Annotated in this window: 21 protein-coding genes and 1 riboswitch; of the genes, 10 read left to right on the top strand and 11 right to left on the bottom strand. The window is 68.7% G+C overall.

Going from position 1 to position 20,904, the window contains the following annotated elements; all coding sequences use genetic code 11:
* The coding region (locus J7E96_RS36340) for an HNH endonuclease (RefSeq protein ID WP_215138112.1) at positions 1 to 376 on the top strand (376 nt) is incomplete at its 5' end.
* 28 nt (positions 377 to 404) lie between these two features.
* Here the strand turns inward: J7E96_RS36340 and J7E96_RS36335 are convergent.
* Positions 405 to 1,031, bottom strand: a complete 627-nt coding sequence (locus J7E96_RS36335; RefSeq protein ID WP_215138110.1) for an ATP-binding protein — start codon at positions 1,029 to 1,031, stop codon at positions 405 to 407.
* 216 nt (positions 1,032 to 1,247) lie between these two features.
* Here J7E96_RS36335 and J7E96_RS36330 point away from each other — a divergent pair, with 216 nt between their 5' ends.
* The 6 genes from J7E96_RS36330 to J7E96_RS36305 all read left to right on the top strand — a co-directional run bounded on the left by J7E96_RS36330 (position 1,248) and on the right by J7E96_RS36305 (position 5,352).
* Complete coding sequence (locus tag J7E96_RS36330) at positions 1,248 to 2,093, top strand: helix-turn-helix transcriptional regulator (protein WP_215138109.1); 846 nt, start codon at positions 1,248 to 1,250, stop codon at positions 2,091 to 2,093.
* On the top strand, positions 2,093 to 2,302 hold the full coding sequence (locus J7E96_RS36325) for a DUF397 domain-containing protein (protein WP_215138108.1): 210 nt from the start codon (positions 2,093 to 2,095) through the stop codon (positions 2,300 to 2,302). Before J7E96_RS36330 ends, J7E96_RS36325 begins: the two co-directional genes overlap by 1 nt.
* A gap of 75 nt (positions 2,303 to 2,377) precedes the next feature.
* Positions 2,378 to 4,099, top strand: a complete 1,722-nt coding sequence (locus J7E96_RS36320) for a hypothetical protein (protein ID WP_215138107.1) — start codon at positions 2,378 to 2,380, stop codon at positions 4,097 to 4,099.
* On the top strand, positions 4,096 to 4,617 hold the full coding sequence (locus J7E96_RS36315) for a hypothetical protein (RefSeq protein WP_215138106.1): 522 nt from the start codon (positions 4,096 to 4,098) through the stop codon (positions 4,615 to 4,617). The genes J7E96_RS36320 and J7E96_RS36315 overlap by 4 nt, the downstream gene beginning before the upstream one ends.
* A 16-nt stretch (positions 4,618 to 4,633) precedes the next feature.
* Positions 4,634 to 5,146: a nucleoside deaminase gene (locus J7E96_RS36310; protein ID WP_215138105.1), complete on the top strand. Its 513-nt coding sequence runs from the start codon at positions 4,634 to 4,636 to the stop codon at positions 5,144 to 5,146.
* Positions 5,147 to 5,157: 11 nt separating this feature from the next.
* Positions 5,158 to 5,352 carry a DUF397 domain-containing protein gene (locus tag J7E96_RS36305; protein WP_215138103.1) on the top strand — a complete coding sequence of 65 codons (195 nt, stop codon included), beginning with the start codon at positions 5,158 to 5,160 and terminating at the stop codon, positions 5,350 to 5,352.
* Positions 5,353 to 5,453: 101 nt separating this feature from the next.
* Here the strand turns inward: J7E96_RS36305 and J7E96_RS36300 are convergent, their stop codons facing one another.
* The 3 genes from J7E96_RS36300 to J7E96_RS36290 all read right to left on the bottom strand — a co-directional run bounded on the left by J7E96_RS36300 (position 5,454) and on the right by J7E96_RS36290 (position 9,858).
* A complete protein-coding gene (locus J7E96_RS36300) occupies positions 5,454 to 6,476 on the bottom strand; it encodes a hypothetical protein (RefSeq protein WP_215138101.1) in 1,023 nt (340 codons plus the stop codon).
* A 375-nt stretch (positions 6,477 to 6,851) separates the two neighbouring features.
* Positions 6,852 to 7,775 carry a S1 family peptidase gene (locus J7E96_RS36295; RefSeq protein ID WP_215138099.1) on the bottom strand — a complete coding sequence of 308 codons (924 nt, stop codon included), beginning with the start codon at positions 7,773 to 7,775 and terminating at the stop codon, positions 6,852 to 6,854.
* A 745-nt stretch (positions 7,776 to 8,520) separates the two neighbouring features.
* Positions 8,521 to 9,858 carry a DUF445 domain-containing protein gene (locus J7E96_RS36290; RefSeq protein ID WP_215138097.1) on the bottom strand — a complete coding sequence of 446 codons (1,338 nt, stop codon included), beginning with the start codon at positions 9,856 to 9,858 and terminating at the stop codon, positions 8,521 to 8,523.
* 211 nt (positions 9,859 to 10,069) lie between these two features.
* On the opposite strand from J7E96_RS36290, the gene J7E96_RS36285 reads away from it, so the two are divergent.
* Positions 10,070 to 11,362, top strand: a complete 1,293-nt coding sequence (locus J7E96_RS36285) for an SGNH/GDSL hydrolase family protein (protein WP_215138095.1) — start codon at positions 10,070 to 10,072, stop codon at positions 11,360 to 11,362.
* 85 nt (positions 11,363 to 11,447) lie between these two features.
* Here the strand turns inward: J7E96_RS36285 and J7E96_RS36280 are convergent, their stop codons facing one another.
* The 4 genes from J7E96_RS36280 to J7E96_RS36265 are packed head-to-tail and all read right to left on the bottom strand — an operon-like array spanning position 11,448 to position 14,854.
* Positions 11,448 to 12,164, bottom strand: a complete 717-nt coding sequence (locus J7E96_RS36280) for a DUF1707 domain-containing protein (protein ID WP_251070943.1) — start codon at positions 12,162 to 12,164, stop codon at positions 11,448 to 11,450.
* A gap of 40 nt (positions 12,165 to 12,204) precedes the next feature.
* Positions 12,205 to 13,170 (bottom strand): ATP-binding cassette domain-containing protein, encoded by a 966-nt coding sequence (locus J7E96_RS36275; RefSeq protein ID WP_215138093.1) that lies wholly within the window; start codon positions 13,168 to 13,170, stop codon positions 12,205 to 12,207.
* An 18-nt stretch (positions 13,171 to 13,188) separates the two neighbouring features.
* Positions 13,189 to 14,034 carry an ABC transporter permease gene (locus J7E96_RS36270; protein WP_308296304.1) on the bottom strand — a complete coding sequence of 282 codons (846 nt, stop codon included), beginning with the start codon at positions 14,032 to 14,034 and terminating at the stop codon, positions 13,189 to 13,191.
* A 19-nt stretch (positions 14,035 to 14,053) separates the two neighbouring features.
* Positions 14,054 to 14,854: an ABC-2 family transporter protein gene (locus tag J7E96_RS36265; RefSeq protein ID WP_215138089.1), complete on the bottom strand. Its 801-nt coding sequence runs from the start codon at positions 14,852 to 14,854 to the stop codon at positions 14,054 to 14,056.
* A 176-nt stretch (positions 14,855 to 15,030) separates the two neighbouring features.
* Here J7E96_RS36265 and J7E96_RS36260 point away from each other — a divergent pair, with 176 nt between their 5' ends.
* Positions 15,031 to 17,547 carry a transglycosylase domain-containing protein gene (locus tag J7E96_RS36260; protein ID WP_215138087.1) on the top strand — a complete coding sequence of 839 codons (2,517 nt, stop codon included), beginning with the start codon at positions 15,031 to 15,033 and terminating at the stop codon, positions 17,545 to 17,547.
* Between the two features lie 42 nt (positions 17,548 to 17,589).
* Here the strand turns inward: J7E96_RS36260 and J7E96_RS36255 are convergent, their stop codons facing one another.
* From J7E96_RS36255 to J7E96_RS36245, 3 genes are all read right to left on the bottom strand, one after another.
* Entirely contained in the window at positions 17,590 to 17,910 is a 321-nt protein-coding gene (locus J7E96_RS36255) for a multidrug efflux SMR transporter (protein WP_215138086.1), read from the bottom strand.
* A gap of 47 nt (positions 17,911 to 17,957) precedes the next feature.
* Positions 17,958 to 18,025: riboswitch (guanidine-III (ykkC-III) riboswitch) on the bottom strand.
* A gap of 58 nt (positions 18,026 to 18,083) precedes the next feature.
* Positions 18,084 to 18,380: a co-chaperone GroES gene (locus J7E96_RS36250; RefSeq protein ID WP_215138114.1), complete on the bottom strand. Its 297-nt coding sequence runs from the start codon at positions 18,378 to 18,380 to the stop codon at positions 18,084 to 18,086.
* Between the two features lie 94 nt (positions 18,381 to 18,474).
* Positions 18,475 to 18,795, bottom strand: coding sequence for a DUF3618 domain-containing protein (locus J7E96_RS36245; RefSeq protein WP_215138084.1), 321 nt, complete (start codon positions 18,793 to 18,795; stop codon positions 18,475 to 18,477).
* A 187-nt stretch (positions 18,796 to 18,982) separates the two neighbouring features.
* On the opposite strand from J7E96_RS36245, the gene bcp reads away from it, so the two are divergent.
* Positions 18,983 to 19,453: a thioredoxin-dependent thiol peroxidase gene (gene bcp / locus J7E96_RS36240; RefSeq protein ID WP_215138082.1), complete on the top strand. Its 471-nt coding sequence runs from the start codon at positions 18,983 to 18,985 to the stop codon at positions 19,451 to 19,453.
* The last annotated feature ends 1,451 nt before the right edge of the window (positions 19,454 to 20,904 follow it).

Genomic DNA, 20,904 nt, shown 5'->3' with positions numbered 1-20,904 from the left:
CGACCATCCAAAACAGTCACCTGAAGGGCGCCTCCTGGCGCGCTGGGCCATATCGCGCGAGCGCGACCCCAAGCTGCGCAGTCGCAAGATCAACCAAGCCCGTCAGCTCGGTCTGCCGATCCAGTGCGAGGTGTGCGCGTTCCATTTCGGACGGACCTATGGCGCGCTTGGTGAGGGATACATCGAAGTGCACCACGTGCTTCCCCTCCACATATCCGGACCCCGCGAGACCAAGTTGGAAGATCTCGCCTTCCTATGCGCCAACTGCCACCGCATGTGCCACCAGGGCCATCGCGGGACATCATGGCGCACTCCAGCAGCCGTGCGGGAGGAGATCGAGAAGGCGTCTGATCGCACCCGCACCCCCACGAAATAGCCGACAGACGCCACGAGCTCGAAACCCATCAGGCAGCGTCTGCCTCGAAATGCATTTGAGCGCGGTCCAGGACACCGTCCGGATCGCTGCCCTGGGCGGCCAACCAGTGGAGTAGGTCAGCGATGAGGTCGGTCGCCGATTCCTCCAGCACTGGAAGGCGACCAACGCTCGCGAAGCCGTAAGCGCCAGTCATGCGGCGATAGCCGTCCAACACAACCGACGCTCGCCGAATGCGGCGGCACTGTTCGTCCGGCCCGAGCGCAAGTTCGCACCAGACCGCTTTGCCCGTCGCTGTAAGGACGGTGCCCCAGTCGACAGCGAGCGCGGTCAACAGGTGGAGACCCCGGCCGCACTCGTCTCCGCACTCGGGTTCCGCGGGCGACGGCACCACATGGCTCTTGTCGTGGAGCTCCACGCGGAGCCGGTCCTCGGCCGACTCCATGACCAAGGTCGCTGCCGCTCCTTCGCCCACGTGCTTGATCACGTTCGTCGCGAGCTCCGTGACGACGAGCTGGACCTCGTCGGCGAGGGACTGGATGCCCCAGCGGGTGAGCTGCTCGCGTACGGCTGCTCTGAGTACGTGGAGTTCGGCCGGCTCCGCCTCGAAAGGCAGAACGCAGCGGAGTCGGGGTTCAGTGACTTCGTAGCCATGCATGGCTGCACTCCCTCCCGCGCGACGCCAGCTCTCGCCCGCCGTATCCGTACGGCTGCGCTGCGTAGCGCTTCGGTTGCGAGTATGACAGTGAGAAGTCTTGCTATGTAACTTCTCACAGGAACCGTCCGGGTGATTCTGGTGGTTGACCAACTGACGCGGTGCATAGCCTTGTTGCCGACCAGGCCTTAGGCCGGCACCGAACGGAAGGTCGCCTCCATGTCAGCGAGAGCCACGACCCGGCGTCGACAACTTGGTGCGATGATGCGAAAGTTGCGCGCCCGTAAAGGAATGACGCTGGAGGAGGCCGGTCGGCTCGTTGGAGTCTCGAAGGCCACCGTCAGCAGGTACGAGACTCAGCAAGGGCCCGTGAAGTGGCCCATCGTGGACGCGCTCTGTCGCGAGTTCGACGCGAGTGAGGCTGAACGTAACGCCGTTGTCGGGCTCGCCAAGGACGCGAAGCGACAGGGCTGGTGGAGCTCGTTCGCTGACTCCATCCCCGAGGACATGAATCTACTGCTGACGCTCGAAGACGAAGCGGTGCGCGAGGATCACTTCAACTGCCTTTACGTGCCAGGGCTTCTTCAGACCCGTAGCTACACAGAGGCCGTACAGAACGCCTCGGAGATGCGTGTCGCTCCCGAAGAGATCAAGCGGCTCGTGGACATCCGCATGAAGAGACAGGAGATTCTCACTCGGGAGAAGCCCCTGCACCTGTGGGCCATCCTCGACGAGTCCGTGATCCGGCGCGTAGTCGGTTCGCGAGAAGTGATGAGGGAGCAGCTCGGTCACCTTCTCAAAGTCAACCAGTCGCGGGAGATCACGCTGCAGGTCCTGCCCTTCTCCAAAGGGGCCCACTCCGCCGCGATGGGAAGCTTCGTGATCCTTGGCGGCGCGGAGCCCAGCCTGGACGTTGTGTACGTCGATATACACGCCGGCTCACTCTTCATGGAGAAGGACGAGGAGCTGAACCGGTACAGGCTTGCGTTCGACTACCTTCGCGCACAAGCGTTGGACATGACAGCCTCGTCAGCCATGATCGAACGCGTCCGTGAGGAGCTGTGATGCAGAGCCAAACCCCTGCCATACCGTCCAACGCCTGGTTCAAGTCCTCGTACAGCGGGGCCAACACCAGCGAGTGCGTCGAGGCCGCTGCCGTGGTCGACGGCGCAGCTGTACGGGACAGCAAGAGGCCGCTCGGACCCCGGATCGCCTTTGGTGCTTGCGCATGGACCGACTTCGTGGCCGCTCTGCGGGGCAACCAGATCCACTGAGCTGAGTGCCCTTGGCAAGGGCCTGGCCCCCTGGCACAGTTGATCGACAACTAAGTCTCAGGGGGCAGGCGTTGCATGGACCACTTATGGCGGCAGGTCTCGCTTGTGGTGTGTGCCGCCGGGCTGGCCGGGATCGCGTGGAGCTTTCCTGTTGGAAAAGATGACGTCGTCGCCGCTACACAGTTCTCCGTCGCCTTCTTCGCGACGCTGCTTACCGGCGAGGCCGTGATCTTCGCGCTCACCTTCTCCTCTGCGAGCTCCTGGCCCTCCCTACGAGCCATAGACAGCCATATCGCCTTCCGGGAGTGGGTGTTCGTCGGGTGGCTTGCTGCGATGTTCACAGCGTGCGGGCTGCTCGCGAAGAACGAGGTCAGCGCGACCTATGGCGCGCTGCTGTTCCTCCTCGCCAACATCCTCGGGGTCTTCTCGTTCATACGGCTCTTCGGCCTGGCCAGCGTCGGCGGCCGCAACCGGCTGTTGCGTCGAACCCTTGCCCATGGGCTGGTTGAACTGCGGGGACAAGAGCTCCGCTTCGATCAGGAGCTCAGCGACGATCCCGTCGCCGCCGCCTATCTCGGCACGCTCGACCAGGCCATCAGCAGCAACGACCCCACCAGCATCCGGAACCTCGTGGGCCAACTCGTCGATGCGCGCGTCCCCGCACCGGCCAACGAAAACGCCGTCGCGCTCCACCTGGAGGTGCTGCACCGCTTAGCGCGTGCCGCGCTGGTGCGAGGCGCCGACCCCATCGTCGTCACCGGCTGCGCCGACAAGCTGATCGGCTCCGCCCTCGACCAAGCCCGCGCGCTGCCCGACCCGGCGGCGGTCCTGGGCGCCGTCAGCCGCTACCTCGGCTGGCTCGGCAGTACGGCGATGCTCATGTCCGTACGCAACATCGCGTCCAGCCGCGCCGCTCGGGAACTCGTCGTCATGTCCGTGGACTGCAGGCTGCGGATCCTCCTGCGGGTCGACCCCGACCCCAAGACCGTGAACAGCCCGGACGAGGTCGATTCGGTCCTGGCAGACCCGGTCGGCGTGCTGCTCTGGGTCAGGGACTTCACCGAGTTCCACGGCGCTCACCAGGCCAACGCCTTCTACGGGGTCTTCCAGTTCCTCACCGGCCGCAAGTTCATGGGGAACTACTGGGACGGGGCGTCTGTACTCGGACAGATGAGGCAAGTCCTGTACGGAGACGTCGCCCCGGCTACTGGTAACGCGCCGAATGCCGCCCGTCAGTGCTTCGGTTCCGTCGTCGAGTACGACCGTTTCTGGACGCTCGTTTCTGTCGGCGCCATCGCCACCCTGCGTGATGCCCGCCTCACTCACCCGCCAGAGCTGATACGGCCCGAATTCACCCCGGACCCGCAGCTGCTCGGCGCATATCTGCGTACCTTTGCCACGCACCGCTGGTTCACGACGGCCGAGCAGGCGCACGAAGTGCTGCTCAACCTCATGGGGTGTACGGATTCGGCGCTATCGCCCTGGCGCCAGATACAGATCCGCGCCAGCAGGATCCCGCTGCCCAGCCCCGCACCACGTGCTGAGCCGGAGCAACGCCCCGCCGCCATGGTGCTCGCCGTCGCCTGCCGTCTGGCGCCTCTCGCCCCGGACGAAGCCGAAGAAGAGCTCAGGGGGTTCCTCAGCGGCCTGACTGCTCCCGCCCTCAAGGCCGCCGCCGGCCTCGCCGGGCGCGTCCTGCCTCAGGCGGACGGCATCCAGGATCCGGTCGAGGCCATAGTCACCGGCCTTCGTGTGCTGCAACTAGTTGGCGCGCACACCCGGGCGGGCACACCATGAACGACTTACTGTGGCGCCACCGCATAGCACAGCTACTGGACCCATCCATCGAAGCCGCGGTCATCGTCCAGTGCGACCTCGACTGGCTGCGGCATCGGCTGCTCGGTCTCCGGAACGACATTGACAGGGCCCTCATGGCCGCGCAGCTGCGGCGTGGCCCGTCACTGCGCATCACCCGCGTCGTGCTGCATAATCTGCCCGCAACCGCGAGCCAAATGTCCGACTCCGGCGCCTTGCTCGCAGCATTCGACGAGTGGCACTACAGGCTCGCGGCGGCCAACGCCCTGCTCTCCGGCTCCGCGCCGCGGGTACATCGGTTAATCACCACCAGCGACCAGTCCGTTGCCCCGCTGGCGGATATGGTCGAGTTGCTGGAGAACGGCCAGTGGTCCGGTCCGCAGAATGTAGATCTAGCCCTGTGCACCATCGACGCCACAGGCGCTACGACACCCCTGACCAACTACGACGTGGGTCTGGAGGGGCCGTTCAGCGACGGCGATCCCTCGGTCCACATGTGAGGAGAGGGAGATTCGGTTGCCTTACGCCCAGGAAGACTCACACGATCGCGCATTTCTCGAGCAGGCCATCGCCATCTCGCGACGTGCACTGGAAGACGAGGGAAAGACTCCCTTTGGCGCCCTCGTTGTGATCAACGGCGAAATAGTGGGTACGGGCACGAGCTCCGTCGTCGAACTCCGGGACCCGACCGCGCATGCGGAGGTCATGGCGCTGCGCGCGGCGGGGCAAGTGCTCGGCCGCCACCTCATGCAGGACGGCGTCATGTATTCGAGCAGCGAGCCCTGCCCAATGTGTCTGGTCGCCTGTTACTGGGCGAAGATCCCACGGCTTGTGTATGCCGCGACGAGCCACGATGTGGCAGTCAATGGCTTCGAAGACCGGCAGTTCTACCGCGAATTGGCCCTCCCGAACGAGGATCGAACGCTCGTTGCCGAGGTCACTGTCGAGGGAGACCTGCGTGACCACGCGGCCGGCGCCCTTAATGAGTGGGCGGCGAAATTGCCCTTCCCGGTCGTACCGAAGCTCTGACGGAGGTCAGCATGCACCAGGCGAAGTGGCGGAAGTCCTCCTACAGCGGCGGCAGCGGAACCGAGTGCGTCGAGGTGGCGATCCTTGCTGCGCGTACCGCCGTACGCGACTCGAAGGTGCCCGACCGCGCTCCTATTGCAGTACCGAACGGGGCTTGGGTGGGGTTCGTTGTTGCCGTGCGGCGCGGGGAGTTCCGGGTGGGCTAGCGGCGAGCAGCAGCGTCTCTGTGGATCGGTCGAGAGGTCGGAAGGCCCATGCTGATGGCGGTCTTGCCGCTTGGTGCGGCAAGACCGCCATCGGCTGCCGGTTACGAGCTGTGGTGGTGCTTGTTCAGGGTGGCCAGGAGCAGGTTCGGGTTGGGCGGGGTGGTGAAGTACGACGCGCTGGGGACGTAGACCGTCTTGCCTCGGACTGCCACTGAGGTGGGGTTCGACAGGCCGTCCTCCGCGGTGAGGGCGATGGAGTGCGTGCCGTTGGGGCGTACTACGGCGACCTCGCTGCTCGCGATCAGAGCCGCCAGGACCGTGTCGTCATGCCTGGGGAAGGCGAACGCGAAGTCGTCGATGCCGGTCAGGCCGGTGGCCCTGGTCTCGATCGGGCCCGCGGAGCCGTTCGGCTTCACCGGGATGCGCAACAGCGTGCCCTTGTCGGTGTTGGACACCCACACGGCGCCGTTGCGCAGCTGGAGGCCGTTGGCGCCGACTCCCGCGGCCGGCGGGGGCAACGGCTGGAGCTTGCTGCCCGTGGCCCATGCCTTCGGCTTGACGCAGCCGCGGGTCGGGTGGGCCTTGGTCGGTACGCGCCACACCGTGCCGTTGATCGAGTCGGCGGAGTACAGCACGCCGCGCTTCTCGTCGAGCCCCAGGCCGTTGGGGAGGCCGTTCTTCGGCAGGCAGGCGATCTGCTTGACCGTGCCGTGCTTCGGGTTGACGCGCCAGACGCCCGTCAGCTTGGTCCCGGTGGCGTAGTTGACGTACAGCGTCCCGTCATGCGCCCGTGCGAGGCCCAACGTGACCGCCACGCCGACGATCGGGGTGGCCGGGTTCGCCACGGCGGGGAGCGTCGCGAGGATCCGCGGCTCGTGGTGCGGGGAGAGGCGGGCGACCTGCCGGGCGAAGGCGAACGAGACGTTGGCGGAACCGTCGGGTTCGAGCGCGATGCTTTCCGGGGTCTGGCCCGCTTCGAAGTCGAAGTGCTCGACGACGCGCGGGTCCGTCAGCGTCGGCTCATGGGCGGAGGTGGGCGCCGACGCGAGCGCCGCGAGAGCGACGGCGGCCGTGGCGATACCGGCCAACCGTGGGAAGCGGGACAGACGGGACAAGCGAGGCATGGGGCTCCTCCGGCTGTGCACGAGGTACGAGTGACAAGCGAAGCCAGAAGAACATGATGGTTCGTCAGCTGGAGCGACGCCGGTCGCTCGTGGGCCGGTAAATCGCCCGTGTGGCCGAAAGCTGCGCGGGTACGCCGATTTCCGTCGGTGCCGGTGAACGCACGTGGAGGGCCGGACGTACTCCTGGGCAACCCCCCATTTGCTGGGCGCGTGGCCGACGACAGGCGGTCACGCGCCCAGCGAGCGCCGGCCTCCGATGCCGGAAGCCGGCGGACTCCTCCGTGGAGTCCGCCGGCTCTGCGCGCCGGTCGTGCTGGGTCCCGTGGGCCCTGTGGGGTCCCGTGAGGCCCCGTGGCCCCCTGGGCCTTCTGGGTGTTAGAAGACGTTTACGCCGTACGCGCTCAGCGCCTCAGTCACCGGCTGGAAGAACGTCGTACCGCCCGACGAGCAGTTGCCGCTGCCGCCCGAGGTCAGGCCCAGCGCCGTGCTGCCCGCGAACATGGCGCCGCCGCTGTCGCCCGGCTCGGCGCAGACGTTGGTCTGGATCAGGCCGTAGACGACGTTGCCGCTCCCGTAGTTGACGGTCGCGTTGAGGCCGGTCACCGTGCCGCCGCGAAGGCCGGTGGTGCTGCCGCTGCGCTGGACGGCCTGGCCGACGGAGGCGTTGCCGGCGGCCGTGATGTCGCGGTACGAGCCGTTGTAGAGGTAGACCCGGCCGTCGGCGGCGGAGTTGGAGTGGCGGATGATGCCGTAGTCGTTCGTCGGGAAGCTGGAACCGGCAGTGGAGCCGAGCACCGTGGTCTTGGCCGAGTTGGTGTACCAGGTGCTGGTGTTGTTGGTGCAGTGGCCGGCGGTGAGGGCGTAGTACGTGGTACCGCTGCGGACGTTGAAGCCGAGCGAGCAGCGGCCGGTGCCGCTGTAGATGGCCTGGCCGCCCGCTATCAGTTCGCTGAAGGTGCCGGGCGTGCGCTTGACCTGGAGGGCACCGGCACGTTCGCCCGCCGCCTTCTTGATCTTCGCGATCTCGGCGGCTGAGACGGTGCTGTCCGCCGTGACGACGAGCTTGCCCGAAGCCTTGTCCGTGTACCAGGCCGTGCCCGCCACGTCCGCGCCGAGCACGGCGTCGCCCGCCTCGGCGAGCTGGGCGGCGGTGGCGGCGGTGGCCCGTCCGTCGTCGGTCGGTTCGGCGGCGGCGATCGGCGTTGCAAGCGCGGAGACAGTCAGCAGAGTCGATGCGACGGCGATCAGCCGTGCACGTCTCGTGACGCCGCCGAGGGGAGAGAGGCGCTTGAAGTTCACTACATCCTCCGGTGGGGGATCCCAAGGGCCCGCTGGGTGGGCAGGCCCGTCAGTACGCCGATGCGGGAGCCACGACCATCCGTAGCGGTCATGATCCTGACAAGCGGCGGCTGGTAGGAATCCTGCTGGTCCGGTTGAACCTTCTACAAGGGCGTCTTTCGGTCGCCCTACGCGCGTCAGCCACCGTCAGACTTTGTGCCGGCTCAAGGAGTTCCTGGTGACCCCTTACGGTCCCCGGCAGCCGCGGAAGAGTGCCGAAAGTGCCGACCCGGCCGGGCCGCCACCGTGAGCGCGTCGGCGTGCGCGACTCGTTTGCTGATTCGTCATCAACTGTTCGAGTGGTCAAAAGCCGCGACGGTCCCTGCGGCAGCCCAGTCTCCTGCGGCGGAAGGGCACGCTCCTCTTTCCGCTGCTCAAAGGCGCCGCAAAACGAACGGCCCGTCACCCGCCGTGACGCGGCGCGTCCCCACGCCCCGCAGGGCGGCGCTCCCGTCTCCGTACCAATGTCGTGGCTTCTGCACACGCGCCCCCTGCGTCCCGGGCATCCCACTGGACCTCCTCCGTCCCGTACCGCCCCAAGCGCAACCGCCCAATGCTCCAGCGCCGGGGCCGACCGCACCCGCGACCGGAGCAGGCACCGCACGGCGTTATCAGGAGATACCTACCATTCGCGCGGAGAGCGCGCCTGTCCGGATCCGACCGCCGGCCGGCCCACGTCCCTCAGCAGCCGGACACCCCGCCGGCGCTAACCGCCCACCGCATGCGACACCGTGTAGATCACCAGCCCCGCCAGTGCCCCCACCACCGTGCCGTTGATCCTGATGAACTGAAGGTCCCGGCCGATGTGCGCCTCGATCTTCTTCGACGTGTGCTCCGCGTCCCAGCCCGCCACCGTGTCGCTGATCAGCGAGGTGATCTCGCCGCGGTACGTCGTCACCACGTACACCGCCGCGCCCTCCAGCCACCCCTCCAGCTTCCCCTGCAGCCGCTCCTCCGACGCCAGCCGCGCGCCCAGTGAGATGAGTGAGGCCCGTACCCGCAGGCGCAGTTCGCTCTGCTCGTCCTCCGCCGCCGAAATGATCATCGCTCGTACGGACGCCCAGGCCGAGGCGATCACGTCCTGGACCTCCCGCCGTCCCAGAATCTCCGACTTCAGCCGCTCCACCCTCGCCCGCGTCTCCGCGTCCGTCTGGAGGTCCGACGCGAAATCCGTCAGGAAGCGGTCGATCGCGCCGCGCGCCGGATGGTCCGGCTCGTCGCGCATCTCGGAGATGAAGCGCAGCAGCTCCTTGTAGACGCGGTCGCCGACCTTCCGGTCCACGAAGCGCGGCGTCCAGCCCGGCGCCCCGCCCTCGATCGCCTCCATCACCGAATCCCCGTGGAGCACCAGCCACGCATAGGCGCGCGTGCAGATCAGGTCCACCGCCCGGTCGTGCGCGCCGTCCGCGACGATGTTCTCCAGGGCCGTCCCTATACCCGGCGCGATCTCCGCCGCGTCCGCCCGCCGCGTGATCGCCTCGCCGACGACCGCCTGGACGTCGGAGTCGCGCAGGACGGTCAGCGCGCCGCGCAACGCCGTCGAGAGCTCCTCCGTGACGCGGTCGGCGTGGGCCGGCTCCGCCAGCCAGGCTCCGACGCGGCTGCCGATGCCGATGGCGCGCAGGCGGGCGCGTACGACGTCCTCGGAGAGGAAGTTCTCGCCGACGAAAGAGCCGAGCGTCGTACCCAGCTGGTCCTTCTTCGTCGGGATGATCGCGGTGTGCGGAATGGGCAGGCCCATCGGGCGTTTGAACAGAGCCGTTACGGCGAACCAGTCCGCCAGCGCGCCCACCATGCCCGCCTCGGCCGCCGCCGCGACGTACGCCGGCCAGCCGCCGATCCCCGACTTGTCGGCCCAGGTGGCGAGTACGTAGACGATCGCGACCAGGAGCAGCAGCCCGGTGGCCGTCGCCTTCATGCGGCGTACGCCCTGGCGCTTCTCCTCGTCGGCCGCGCTGTACGCGAAGGGCGGGAGGGGGGCGGCCCGAGACCGGGAAGGCTCCTGGTCAGACTTGCCGTCAGGTCCCGTCGTCTTACGATCCATCCGCTCCACCCGTCAGCCTCGCACGCGCCGGCGCGCACCATCTCGTACGCAGCATCTCGTACGCACCGTCTCGTACGTATTTTCCCTACCTGACCTACTCCTGGAACGCACCACGAGTTCCCCACGTCTACCAGGGTGGTGCGATGCCGCATCATTGGAGTGAGTTCGAACGGAGCCTCGGGCTCCCCGCGCCCGAGGAGATACACCGAGCATGACCAAGCGCAACGGTTATGCCTTGCTCGCCGCGCTCGCCGCGGTGGTGGTCCTCATCTCGGGGGCCATATTCGCCGGAGCGACGCTCGGCGGTCACGGCCCTGACGACACCACAGAGGTCCGCCCCCGTACGCCACTCCGTTCCGCGGCCCCCGCCACCTCCGCTTCCTGGATCGGCACCTGGTCCACCGCGCCCGCCCTCGCCGAGCCGGGCACGGAGCAAGGCTTCCCCGGGCGATCCATTCGTAACGTCGTGCACACCAGCATCGGCGGCAGCAGCGCCCGCATCACCCTCTCCAACCTCTTCGGCGTACAGCCGCTGCACATCACGCACGCCTCGATCGCCGTCGCCGCCACTCCCGGCGCCCCGACGGCCGCTCACGGCACCATGCGCCGCCTGCTCTTCGGCGGCTCCCCCTCGGTCCTGATCCCGCCGGGCGGACAGGTCGTCAGTGACCCGGCCCAGCTGAAAGTGCCGTACGACGCGGACCTGCTCGTCACCACCTACTCCCCCACGCCCAGTGGCCCGGTGACCCACCATCCGCGGGCCCGCCAGACGTCGTACGTCGCGGAAGGCGACCGTACGGAAGACCCGCTCGGCGACACCTACACCGGGCAGACGCCGTACTGGCGCTACCTCACGGCCGTCGACGTCCTCAGCGGCACGGCCGAGGGCGCGGTCGTCGTCATCGGCGACTCCATCACCGACGGCGTCACCTCCACGGCCGGTGCGAACCGCCGCTGGACGGACGTCCTCGCCGACCGCCTCGACGGGCGCTACGGCGTCCTCAACCAGGGCATCAGCGGCAACCGGCTGCTCAGCGACGGTACGGGCCCGAGCGGCCTCTCGCGCTTCGACCGCGACGTGCTCTCACGCTCCGGCGCCAAGGCGGTCGTCATCGTCCTCGGCATCAACGACATACTGCGGCCGCCGCACGAGCTCGACGCGGCGCGCATCACGGCGGGCCTCGAACAACTCGCGCGCCAGGCACGGGCACGCGGCCTGCGGGTCATCGGCTCGACGGTGATGCCCTTCGAGGGGACGCGGGCGCACACGCCGCAGCTCGAAGCGGTGCGGGACAGCGTCAACGAGACGATCCGTACGCGCGGCATCTTCGACGCGGTCGTGGACTTCGACCGGGCACTGCGCGACCCGTACGCCCCGGACCGGCTCCTTCCGGCGTACGACTCGGGCGACCACCTGCACCCCAGCGACGCGGGCTACGAGCGGATGGGCAAGGCGTTCGACCTCGCGAGCCTGGACAGGCGCACGGACGCGGCCGGTGTGTGAGCGCGGCGGCGGTCTCTGAGCACGGCCATCGCCCGCTCACCCGAGGGCCTCACCCGAGCTCTCGGCCGAGGTCTCAGCGGAGCTCTCAGCCGAGCTCTCTGGGCGGGTCGGTTTCGTTCTTCCTCGCCAGCTTCTCCTGCTTCCGCGCCTCCTTGAGGCGTTGCCTCTCGGCGCGGGTGATCTTGCGTTCGACGTCCACCCCGCCCATCAGCGCGAACCCGGTGATCGTCACGCGCGGCGCGTCCGGCGCCACCGGCTCGGACGACTCCGCCGTCCCCCGCTCACCGAAGCCACCCATGAAGCCGACTCCCCTGACGTTCACGTCCAGGCCCGGCGGCACCGTGACCGCGATCCCGCCCATGATCGCGAAGCAGCGGATCACCGTGTCGCGGTCCTCGAAGCGCGCCTCGCGCAGGTCGATCTCACCGCCGGCCATCATCGCGAACCCCGTGAACCTCCGGCCCACCGTCCACGTCCCCTTACGCCCGAAACCGCCCCAGAAGGCGAAGGCGCCCCTCGACGAGGCCGGTCCGCCGATCCGGGCCCGCCAGGAGGCCGGCGTACCGGAAGAGGCGGGAGGGGCGGAAGGGGCAACCGATGCGGCCGGCCCCGTACCCGGCACGGGCAAGTCGCGGACCAGCGGCTCCAGCTCGCCGTGCGTACGGGCCTTGTAGACGGCGTCGAGACGCTGGTCGAACTCCTCCATGTCCAGCCGCCCCTCGGCGACGGCGTCGCGCAGCACCTCGGCGACTCGTTCACGCTCCGCGTCGGAGGCGCGCATTTCCGGCTGTCCACTGGTCATAGGGATCAGACTAGTCAACTCCCCTGCCCCGTCCCAGTGTTCAGAGCGTCGATCGGTCCGCGTACATCTTCGCGATCACCGCCTCGATGTCCGGCTCCCGCACCGACAGATCCACCAGCGGATACCTCTCCGCCACCGCCGCCACCAGCGGCGCCGCCGAAACCGACGCCGGGAACGCCAGCCACTGCCTCGGCCCCTCCACCTTCACCACCCGCGCCCCCGCCACCTCGATCGGCGGCAGCTCGCGCTCCAGATCCACCACCAGCGTCCGCTCGCTCTCGCCCACCTCGTGCAGCCCGGCCAGCGCCCCGTCGTACACCAGCCGCCCGTGGTCGATGACCATCACGCGCTTGCACAGCTGCTCGATGTCGGTCAGGTCGTGCGTCGTCAGCAGGACCGTCGTGCCGCGCTCCGCGTTCAAGTCCCGCAGGAAGTCACGGACCTTCGCCTTCGAGATCACGTCCAGGCCGATCGTCGGCTCGTCCAGATACAGCACCTCGGGGTCGTGCAGCAGCGCCGCCGCGATGTCGCCCCGCATCCGCTGCCCCAGCGACAGCTGCCGTACGGGTACGTCCAGCAGCTCGCCCAGGTCGAGGAGTTCGACGCAGCGCGCCATGTTCACCTTGAAGCGGTCGTCCGGGATCCGGTACATGCGGTGCATCAGGCGGTACGAGTCGCGCAGCGGCAGGTCCCACCACAGCGTCGTCCGCTGCCCGAACACCACCCCGATGCGCTGCGCCAGCCGCGTCCGCTCCCGCGACGGATCGATGCCCGCGACCCGCACCCGGCCGCCGCTCGGCGTGAGGATGCCGGTCAGCATCTTGATGGTGGTGGACTTGCCCGCGCCGTTCGGCCCGATGTAGCCGACCATCTCGCCGCGCGGCACCGAGAAGCTGATGCCGTCGACCGCCCGCACCTGCGTCTTCTCGCGCCGCAGCCGGCCGGTTTTGCGGCGTACGTCGAAGACCTTCTCGACGCCGTCCAGCTCGATGAAATTCTCGGTCAAGTCGGTCTCCACGACGTGTCAGCTCCCCGTGCTGCGGTACGAACGAAGGCCCACCCGCCACGCCACCCCGGCCAGCGCACAGCACGCCCCCGCCACCAGCGGCGGCAGGAAGGCGAGCCAGGACGGCAGATCCAGCGGGTACGGGCGGTCCAGCACATACAGCGCCGGCAGCCAGTTGACGAAAGCCAGCGGAAACACGAAGGTCACCCCGCGCACGAGGTCCTTCGCGAACACCGTCGGCGGGTACTGGAGCAGCGTGGTGCCGCCGTACGTGAAGGAGTTCTGCACCTCCGACGCGTCCTGCGCCCAGAACTGGAACGCCGCCCCCGCCACGAACACCGCCGCGAAGATCGCCGCCCCGCTGAGAATCATCATCGGCAGCATCAGCACCTTCAGCGGCGTCCACGCGATGTCCAGCACCACCAGCGCGTACCCGAGTACCAGCAGCCCCTGCGTGATCCGGCCCAGCCTGCGCAGCGCGAAGCGGTCGGCCGCGATCTGCGCGAGGACCGGGACCGGGCGTACGAGCAAGGTGTCCAGCGTGCCGTCGCGCACCCGGCGACCCAGCCGGTCCATCGAACCCATCACCAGGTCGGAGAGGCCGAAGGCGGCCCCCGCCGTCCCGTAGAGGAAGGCGACCTCGGGCAGGGTGTAGCCGCCGAGCGCGTCCACGTGGGAGAACATCAGCAGGATGCCGACGAAGTCGAGGCCGGTCGCCGCGAAGTTCCCGAAGGCCGCCATCGCGAACGACGCGCGGTACGCCATCGTGGAGCGGATCCACATCGCCGCGATCATCCAGTACGCCCGGACCCCGGCCAGCAGCTGCCGGCCGGGCCCGGCCACCACCTCAGCCGCCTCGGTCACCCGCGCGCTCTCCGTCGCTTCAGCCACCCTGAACCACCACCCTGCGCGTAGCCACCGTCTGGAGCAGCCGCCCGGCCGTCAGCAGCACCGCCGCCCAGCCGATCTGGAAGGCGTACGCCCGGACCAGCCCCCAGCCGGTGTGCTTGCCGAGGAAGACGTCCGCCGGGATCTGAAGCAGCGCCGACCACGGCAGCGCCCGCGCGAGTGTGCCGAGGGCTCCGGGAAAGAGGGTGAGCGGCAGCACCATCCCGGAGAAGAAGAGCCCGGCGAGCCATGTGATCTGCGCCACACCCGCGCCGTCGAGCAGCCAGAACGCGGACAGCGCCACCAGGAACCGGATCGCGAAGCTGACGACGACGCCGAACGCGACGGCGACCAGGAAGGCGACCCACACGAACGGGTCGGCGGGCAGCGCGAGATCGAACGCGAGCGCGCCGAGCGCCATCGGCACGACGCCGCGCCCGAGGAGGTGGAAGGCGGCCCGCCCCAGGTCGCTCGCCAGCCAGAAGAGCTGGAGGTCGGCGGGGCGGTAGAGATCGATCGCGATGTCGCCGGTACGGATGCGCTCCATCAGCTCGTTCTCGAAGCCGCCGCCCATCATGGCGGCGGTCATCAGCAGCGCCTGCCCGAGCCACACGTAGGTGAGGGCCTGCGACAGGTCGTACCCGCCGAGCTGCGGACGCTCGTCCCACAGGGCTGTGAAGGTGTACGCCACGATGAAGCCGAAGACGGTGTTGGTGAACACCCCGGCCGCCGTCGCCACCCGGTACGTCGCATGACGGCGGAACCCGCCGCCCGCGACGACCGCGTATACACGCACGCCGACTCCCCCCATTCGCTTCCGGCACCAAAACGCCCGACCGTAGCCCAATGGGGTCAGCCGCCGCAGGCATTTTTCGCGTTGCGTGCACTATGGGCGTACAGGCGAATCGCCCGATACGACACAGTTATGCCGGAGAGTGAACCTCTGGCCACGCCCAGGGAGTCTCCACAAGCATGAGCGACGAGCCACAGCAGCCCCAGGGGTGGGCGCCCCGGGACCCCTCCGACCCCACCAGCGCCTCCCGGCCCACCGCCCGCAAGGGGCAGAGCAAGGCCGAGGGGCAGAGCAAGGTCAAGCGCAAGCGCAGCGGCCTGCGCCGCCTGATCCCGACCTGGCGGATGCTCCTCGGTACGTTCCTGCTGCTAGCCCTGCTCCTGATCGGCGCGTTCCTCGCCGGCTACACGCTCGTCAAGATCCCGGCCGCCAACAGCGCCGCCACCGCCCAGAGCAACGTCTACCTCTACGCCGACGGCTCCCAGCTCGCCCGCGACGGAGAGGTCAACCGCGAGAAGGTCAAGCTCGCCCAGATCCCGAAGACCGTCCAGCACGCCGTACTGGCCGCCGAGGACCGCGACTTCTACTCCGAGCGGGCCGTCGACCCCCAGGCCATGCTCCGCGCCGGCTGGAACACCGTCACCGGCAAGGGCAAGCAGTCCGGTTCCACCATCACGCAGCAGTACGTCAAGAACTACTACCTCGGCCAGGAACAGACCGTCACCCGAAAGGTGAAGGAGTTCTTCATCGCGATCAAGCTCGATCGCGAGGAGAGCAAGAACGACATCTTCGAGGGGTATCTGAACACCAGCTACTTCGGGCGCAACGCGTACGGCATCCAGGCCGCCGCCCAGGCGTACTACGGCAAGGACATCGGCGAGGTCACCACCGGCGAGGGCGCCTACCTCGCCTCGCTCCTCAACGCCCCCAGCGCGTACGACATCACCACCCACCCCGAGAACAAGAGCGCGGCCCTGGACCGCTGGAACTACGTACTGGACGGAATGGTGAAGGAGGACTGGCTGAGCCCCGCCGACCGCGCGGCCGTCAGGTTCCCCGCCCCGCACGAGGCCAAGCCCGCCTCCAGCCTCTCCGGGCAGCGCGGCTACATCGTGCAGGCCGTCGAGGACTACCTCACCAACAACAAGATCATCGACGAGGACACGCTCGCCACCGGCGGCTACCGCATCACCACGACCCTGGAGAAGCCGAAGCAGGACGCCTTCGCCCGGGCCGTCGACGACAAGGTGATGTCGCAGACGAGGAAGGACCGCAAGGCCGACCGCAACGTGCGCGTCGGCGGCGCCTCCATCGACCCGGCGACCGGCAAGGTCGTCGCGATGTACGGCGGGATCGACTACACGAAGCAGTACGTCAACAACGCGACGCGCCGCGACTACCAAGTCGGCTCCACCTTCAAGCCGTTCGTCTTCACGTCGGCCGTCGAGAACGGCTCCACCACCCAGGACGGCCGGCAGATCACGCCGAACACCATCTACGACGGCACCAACAAGCGGATGGTGGAAGGGCCGAACGGCCCGACGGGGTACGCCCCGGAGAACGAGGACCAGCGCTCGTACGGCCAGGTGCCCGTCCGTACCGCCACCGACAAGTCCATCAACGCGGTGTACGCGCAGATGGCACAGGACGTCGGCCCGGCGAAGGTGAAGGACACCGCCGTCGCCCTCGGCATCCCGGAGCACACCCCGAGCCTCGACGCGTACCCGTCGATCGCGCTCGGCGTCGCCACCGCCAGCGTCCTGGACATGACGGAGGCGTACGCGACGCTCGCCAACCACGGCAAGCACGGCGCGTACACGATCGTCGAGAAGATCACCAAGGACGGCCAGATCATCAACCTCCCGAAGGCGGACGCCGGCTCGGGTTCGAGTTCGGGTTCGAGCTCGGGCACGGGTTCAAGCTCGGGTTCCGGCTCTGGCTCTGGCTCCGACACCAGGCAGGGTGTCTCCCGCGAGGCCGCCGACACCACGACGTCCATCCTCAGGAGCGTCGTCGACGGCGGCACGGGCACGGCGGCCCAGTCCGCGGGCCGCCCGGCGGCCGGCAAGACCGGCACGGCGGAGGAGGACAAGGCCGCCTGGTTCGCGGGCTACACCCCCGACCTGGCGACGGTCGTCGCCGTGATGGGACAGGACCCGGAAACCGGCGTACAGAAGCCGCTGTACGGAGCCCTGGGACAGCCGCGCATCAACGGCGGCGGCGCACCCGCGCAAATCTGGGGCCAGTTCACGGCCGCCGCGCTGGAGGGAAAGCCGGTGCAGGACTTCGACCTGCGGACGGCGGCCGGCTCGGAGGAGCCGGACGACTCGCCGTCCGAGGGCGAGTCGGACACCGGGGAGTCGGAGGGATCCGACGGGTCCGACGAGCCGTCGGCGAGCGACAACCCCGACGACGACCCGACGCGGAACCCGACCGACGGCGGCCCCACCGACACAGGCGGCACGACGGACACCGGAGGCGCGACGGGCACCCCCGGCACCGACGGCGGAACCGCGGACACGGGCGGTACGGGTGGCACAGGTGGCACCGGCGGCACCGGCGGCACGGGCGGCACGGGCGGTGCGACCGACGGCGGGACGACGGACACCGGAGGCGCCACCGACACGGGCGGCACCACCGGCCCACCCTCGGACGGCCTGCTGAACGGGGCGCGCGGCAGAAGCACCAGCGGCTAGCGACTGGACGACCGCTAGTGCCTGGTGCCCAGTGCCCAGTGTCTAGTGCCCCGAGGTCGCCTTGAGCCCGACCACCGCCACCAGCAGCAGACACACAAAGAAAATCCGGGCGGCGGTCGCCGGCTCACCGAGCACCACCATGCCGAGGACCGCCGCACCCGCCGCGCCAATGCCGACCCACACGCCGTACGCCGTACCGATCGGCAGCGTCTTGGCGGCATGCGACAGCAGCATCATGCTCGCGAGGATCCCCGCGCCCGTGAACACGCTGGGCCAGAGCCTCGTAAACCCGTCGGTGTACTTCATCCCGATCGACCAGCCCACTTCGAGCAGACCGGCGACAACAAGCAGAACCCAGGCCATGACGGGGGCACCTCCGAAGACGAAACGCGGAAACGGCGATACATCGGGGTGCGTCGTCTTTGCGTAGAACCCGGTACGGCGCGTCTCGTCGGGGGTGCTTCCAACCTAGCAAAGGGCAGCGAAAAGACCCGGTGACGTGATTCTGATCACCGGGCCTGACGCAGACTGTCTGCCTACAAATACAAGCCGGTCGAGTCCTCCGAGACCCGCTCGGAAGCCACCGCGTGCAGATCGCGCTCCCGCATCAGTACGTACGGGATGCCGCGCACCTCGACCTCAGCCCGGTCCTCCGGGTCGTACAGCACCCGGTCGCCCGGCACCACGGTCCGTACGTTCTGGCCGACCGCGACCACCTCGGCCCAGGCCAGCCGCTTGCCGACCGCCGCGGTCGCCGGAATCAGAATGCCGCCACCCGAGCGGCGCTCGCCCTCAGGGCTGTCAGACCTGACCAGCACCCGGTCGTGCAGCATCCGGATGGGCAGCTTGTCGTGCGTGGTGTCCTGCGTGGTGTTCTCGCTCACGCCCCGAACCTACCTGTCCTCGCGCGCGCCGTCGGCCCGAGGGTCAGCCGCGCCTGCGGCGCGCCGACATGGTGATCAGCCCCACCAGCCCCACGGCCACCAACGCCACCGGAACAAGCCGCTCCAGGCGGGGAGAGCCGTCCTCCGACACGAACTGCGCCTTCACATCGGACACCGTCCGGTTCACCGCGACGAACGCCCGGCCCGCGGTCTGGTCCACGGTCGAGGCGACCCTGGCCTTCGCGTCACCGACGATCGTCTTCGGGTGCAGCCGCACCCCGATCTCGTCGAGCGTTACGGCCAGCTGGTCACGCCGGCTCTTGATGTCCGCCTCGATCTGCGCAGGGGTCCTGGCATCCGACACTGCGCTGCCTCCGTGGTCGTGGGCCGAATCCGGTCTTCGTTCAATTCCTTCGTCGACAGTCTGTCAGCTCGGGCCGTCCCATACCCCACGGCACCCCCATTACGCTCGGGACCGTATTCCCTTACACCTCAGCCAACTACAGAGCCACACCCCAGAGCCACACCCCGCACGAGGAGACCGACACCTAATGACCAGCGAGCGACTCCAGCCCGGCGACACCGCCCCCGACTTCGCCCTGCCCGACGCCGACGGAACCGAGATCTCCCTCGCCGCCCACAAGGGCCGCAAGGTCATCGTCTACTTCTACCCGGCCGCTCTGACCCCCGGCTGCACCAAGCAGGCCTGCGACTTCACAGACAACCTGGAGCTGCTGGCCGGGGCCGGATACGACGTCATCGGCGTCTCCCCCGACAAGCCGGAGAAGCTGGCGAAGTTCCGCGAGAAGGAAGACCTCAAGGTCACGCTGGTCGGCGACCCGTCCAAGGAGGTCCTGACGGCGTACGGCGCCTTCGGCGAGAAGAAGCTGTACGGCAAGACGGTGACCGGGGTGATCCGCTCGACGATCGTGGTGGACGAGGAGGGCAAGGTGGAGCGCGCCCTTTACAACGTGAAGGCGACGGGCCACGTAGCGAAGATCATCAAGGACCTCGGCATCTGACGGTCCCGACGGCGCAAACGCCGGAGCCGAGGTCTGGCGGGGACACTCGGGGGAAACCAAAGGTCGCATCTGGCGGTCGGGCCGTCCCGAGCGCTCCAGGGTCGGTGGGCCGGACCGGCGCGTCAAGGGCGCTCCTGCGTCGCGTCGCTGCGCGATGGCCCCACGGCCCACCCTTGACCCGCCGCCCCGGCCCACCGCTAACGCTTATACGGGGACGGCCCAAAGAAAAACGCCCTGCACGCGAGGTCCGGGGAGGGGCGCGGGTCGGTTCGGTGGCTGTCGGCTGAGTGGGTGGGGCGCGACAGGTTGAGCGGATGGCGCGGCCCCAGGCTCAGCGACTGCGGGAACGGCCGCTGGCGCGACCTCCCCATTCCCACGCACACGACCACCCACGCAGGCGGACGGCCGCCCGTTCGTGCTGACCTGCGAACCGGCTGGTGAGCGGGTGGGGCGCGACAGTTGAATGGGGCGACTCGGGCGGGTGCGGCGTCCACCCCGGCTGGTGGTCGGTGGAGCCTCAAGCACGTGGTTGGTGTGGGTGGGTGGAGGGTTGCCCAGGAGCGAGTGGTCCTGCCGACGGTCCGACCGGACGGATAGCGCGGCCGCGCGGCCGCTGGGGCCGCTGGGGCGGCCCGACGTTCTCGACGAGGCTCGGCGGCACTCGGTGGGGGCTCGGTGGGGGCTCGGTGGGGGCTCGGTGGTCCGAATCCATCACATGACGACCCCACATGCCCATTTCACCCCACTTTCAACGCATAGAGGCGGCTTGAGCGGGTGCCATGTGATGGATTCGGTCCACGCGATGGCCCGCCAGCCACGTCAGCCCCCACCGACACACGAAGCCGCCGTCCAGGCGCGATTCTGCGAGCCGGGCTGACCGTCTGACGAGAAGGGGGGACTCGGCCGCCTCTGGGCGTGATCCTGGCGGGGGTGGGACGACGTCGTGCCCCTGTCACGGCCGACACAGCGGTCCACCTTCTTCGTTAGTGGGATTCGGTCGCTGCAACTGCCCGCTCCCGGCCCTCGGAACGCTATTAACCCGGCACTTGATGAATCTCAGTGCCCCTTCAGCCCCACCCGTCTCAGCCGTTTCGCTTCCGGCCATCGCGGGAGCGTTTCGGTCCACCAGCCGCCCACAGACCGCGTCGGCCAATGGAGAGGCCAGGCCGGTGCGGACGATGGGGCTGGTGGTCTCATGCGGCCGGAAGGTCGGGGTTGTGGCCGACAGCGCCCTGCCGCATTCCGCGTTTCGGTGCCCACCGCCCACCCACCCACACCAGCAACGTGCTTGCGAGCCTTCCCCGTGGGCTCCCCCCGGGGGCCGCCCCCCAGAAGCATTGCGGCGGAGGTCCGGCGTCAAGGGTGAAGCGCAGCGCAATCGCCGCAGGGGACGCGACGCAGGAGCGCCCTTGAGGCAATGCCGCGTAGTTAGGGCTTGCAGATGATTTACC

Source organism: Streptomyces sp. ISL-96, assembly GCF_018614035.1.
Classification (GTDB): Bacteria; Actinomycetota; Actinomycetes; order Streptomycetales; family Streptomycetaceae; genus Streptomyces.
This window is presented reverse-complemented; position numbering and strand designations above follow the sequence as displayed.

Coding starts and splice junctions, on each gene's coding strand:
- J7E96_RS36315 (WP_215138106.1), top strand. CDS start 4,096: ATGAACGACTTACTGTGGCGCCACCGCATAGCACAGCTACTGGACCCA.
- J7E96_RS36280 (WP_251070943.1), bottom strand. CDS start 12,164: ATGACCAGTGGACAGCCGGAAATGCGCGCCTCCGACGCGGAGCGTGAA.
- J7E96_RS36260 (WP_215138087.1), top strand. CDS start 15,031: ATGAGCGACGAGCCACAGCAGCCCCAGGGGTGGGCGCCCCGGGACCCC.
- J7E96_RS36325 (WP_215138108.1), top strand. CDS start 2,093: ATGCAGAGCCAAACCCCTGCCATACCGTCCAACGCCTGGTTCAAGTCC.
- J7E96_RS36320 (WP_215138107.1), top strand. CDS start 2,378: ATGGACCACTTATGGCGGCAGGTCTCGCTTGTGGTGTGTGCCGCCGGG.
- J7E96_RS36330 (WP_215138109.1), top strand. CDS start 1,248: ATGTCAGCGAGAGCCACGACCCGGCGTCGACAACTTGGTGCGATGATG.
- bcp (WP_215138082.1), top strand. CDS start 18,983: ATGACCAGCGAGCGACTCCAGCCCGGCGACACCGCCCCCGACTTCGCC.
- J7E96_RS36290 (WP_215138097.1), bottom strand. CDS start 9,858: ATGGATCGTAAGACGACGGGACCTGACGGCAAGTCTGACCAGGAGCCT.
- J7E96_RS36335 (WP_215138110.1), bottom strand. CDS start 1,031: ATGCATGGCTACGAAGTCACTGAACCCCGACTCCGCTGCGTTCTGCCT.
- J7E96_RS36255 (WP_215138086.1), bottom strand. CDS start 17,910: ATGGCCTGGGTTCTGCTTGTTGTCGCCGGTCTGCTCGAAGTGGGCTGG.
- J7E96_RS36300 (WP_215138101.1), bottom strand. CDS start 6,476: ATGCCTCGCTTGTCCCGTCTGTCCCGCTTCCCACGGTTGGCCGGTATC.
- J7E96_RS36285 (WP_215138095.1), top strand. CDS start 10,070: ATGACCAAGCGCAACGGTTATGCCTTGCTCGCCGCGCTCGCCGCGGTG.
- J7E96_RS36250 (WP_215138114.1), bottom strand. CDS start 18,380: ATGCTGCACGACCGGGTGCTGGTCAGGTCTGACAGCCCTGAGGGCGAG.
- J7E96_RS36305 (WP_215138103.1), top strand. CDS start 5,158: ATGCACCAGGCGAAGTGGCGGAAGTCCTCCTACAGCGGCGGCAGCGGA.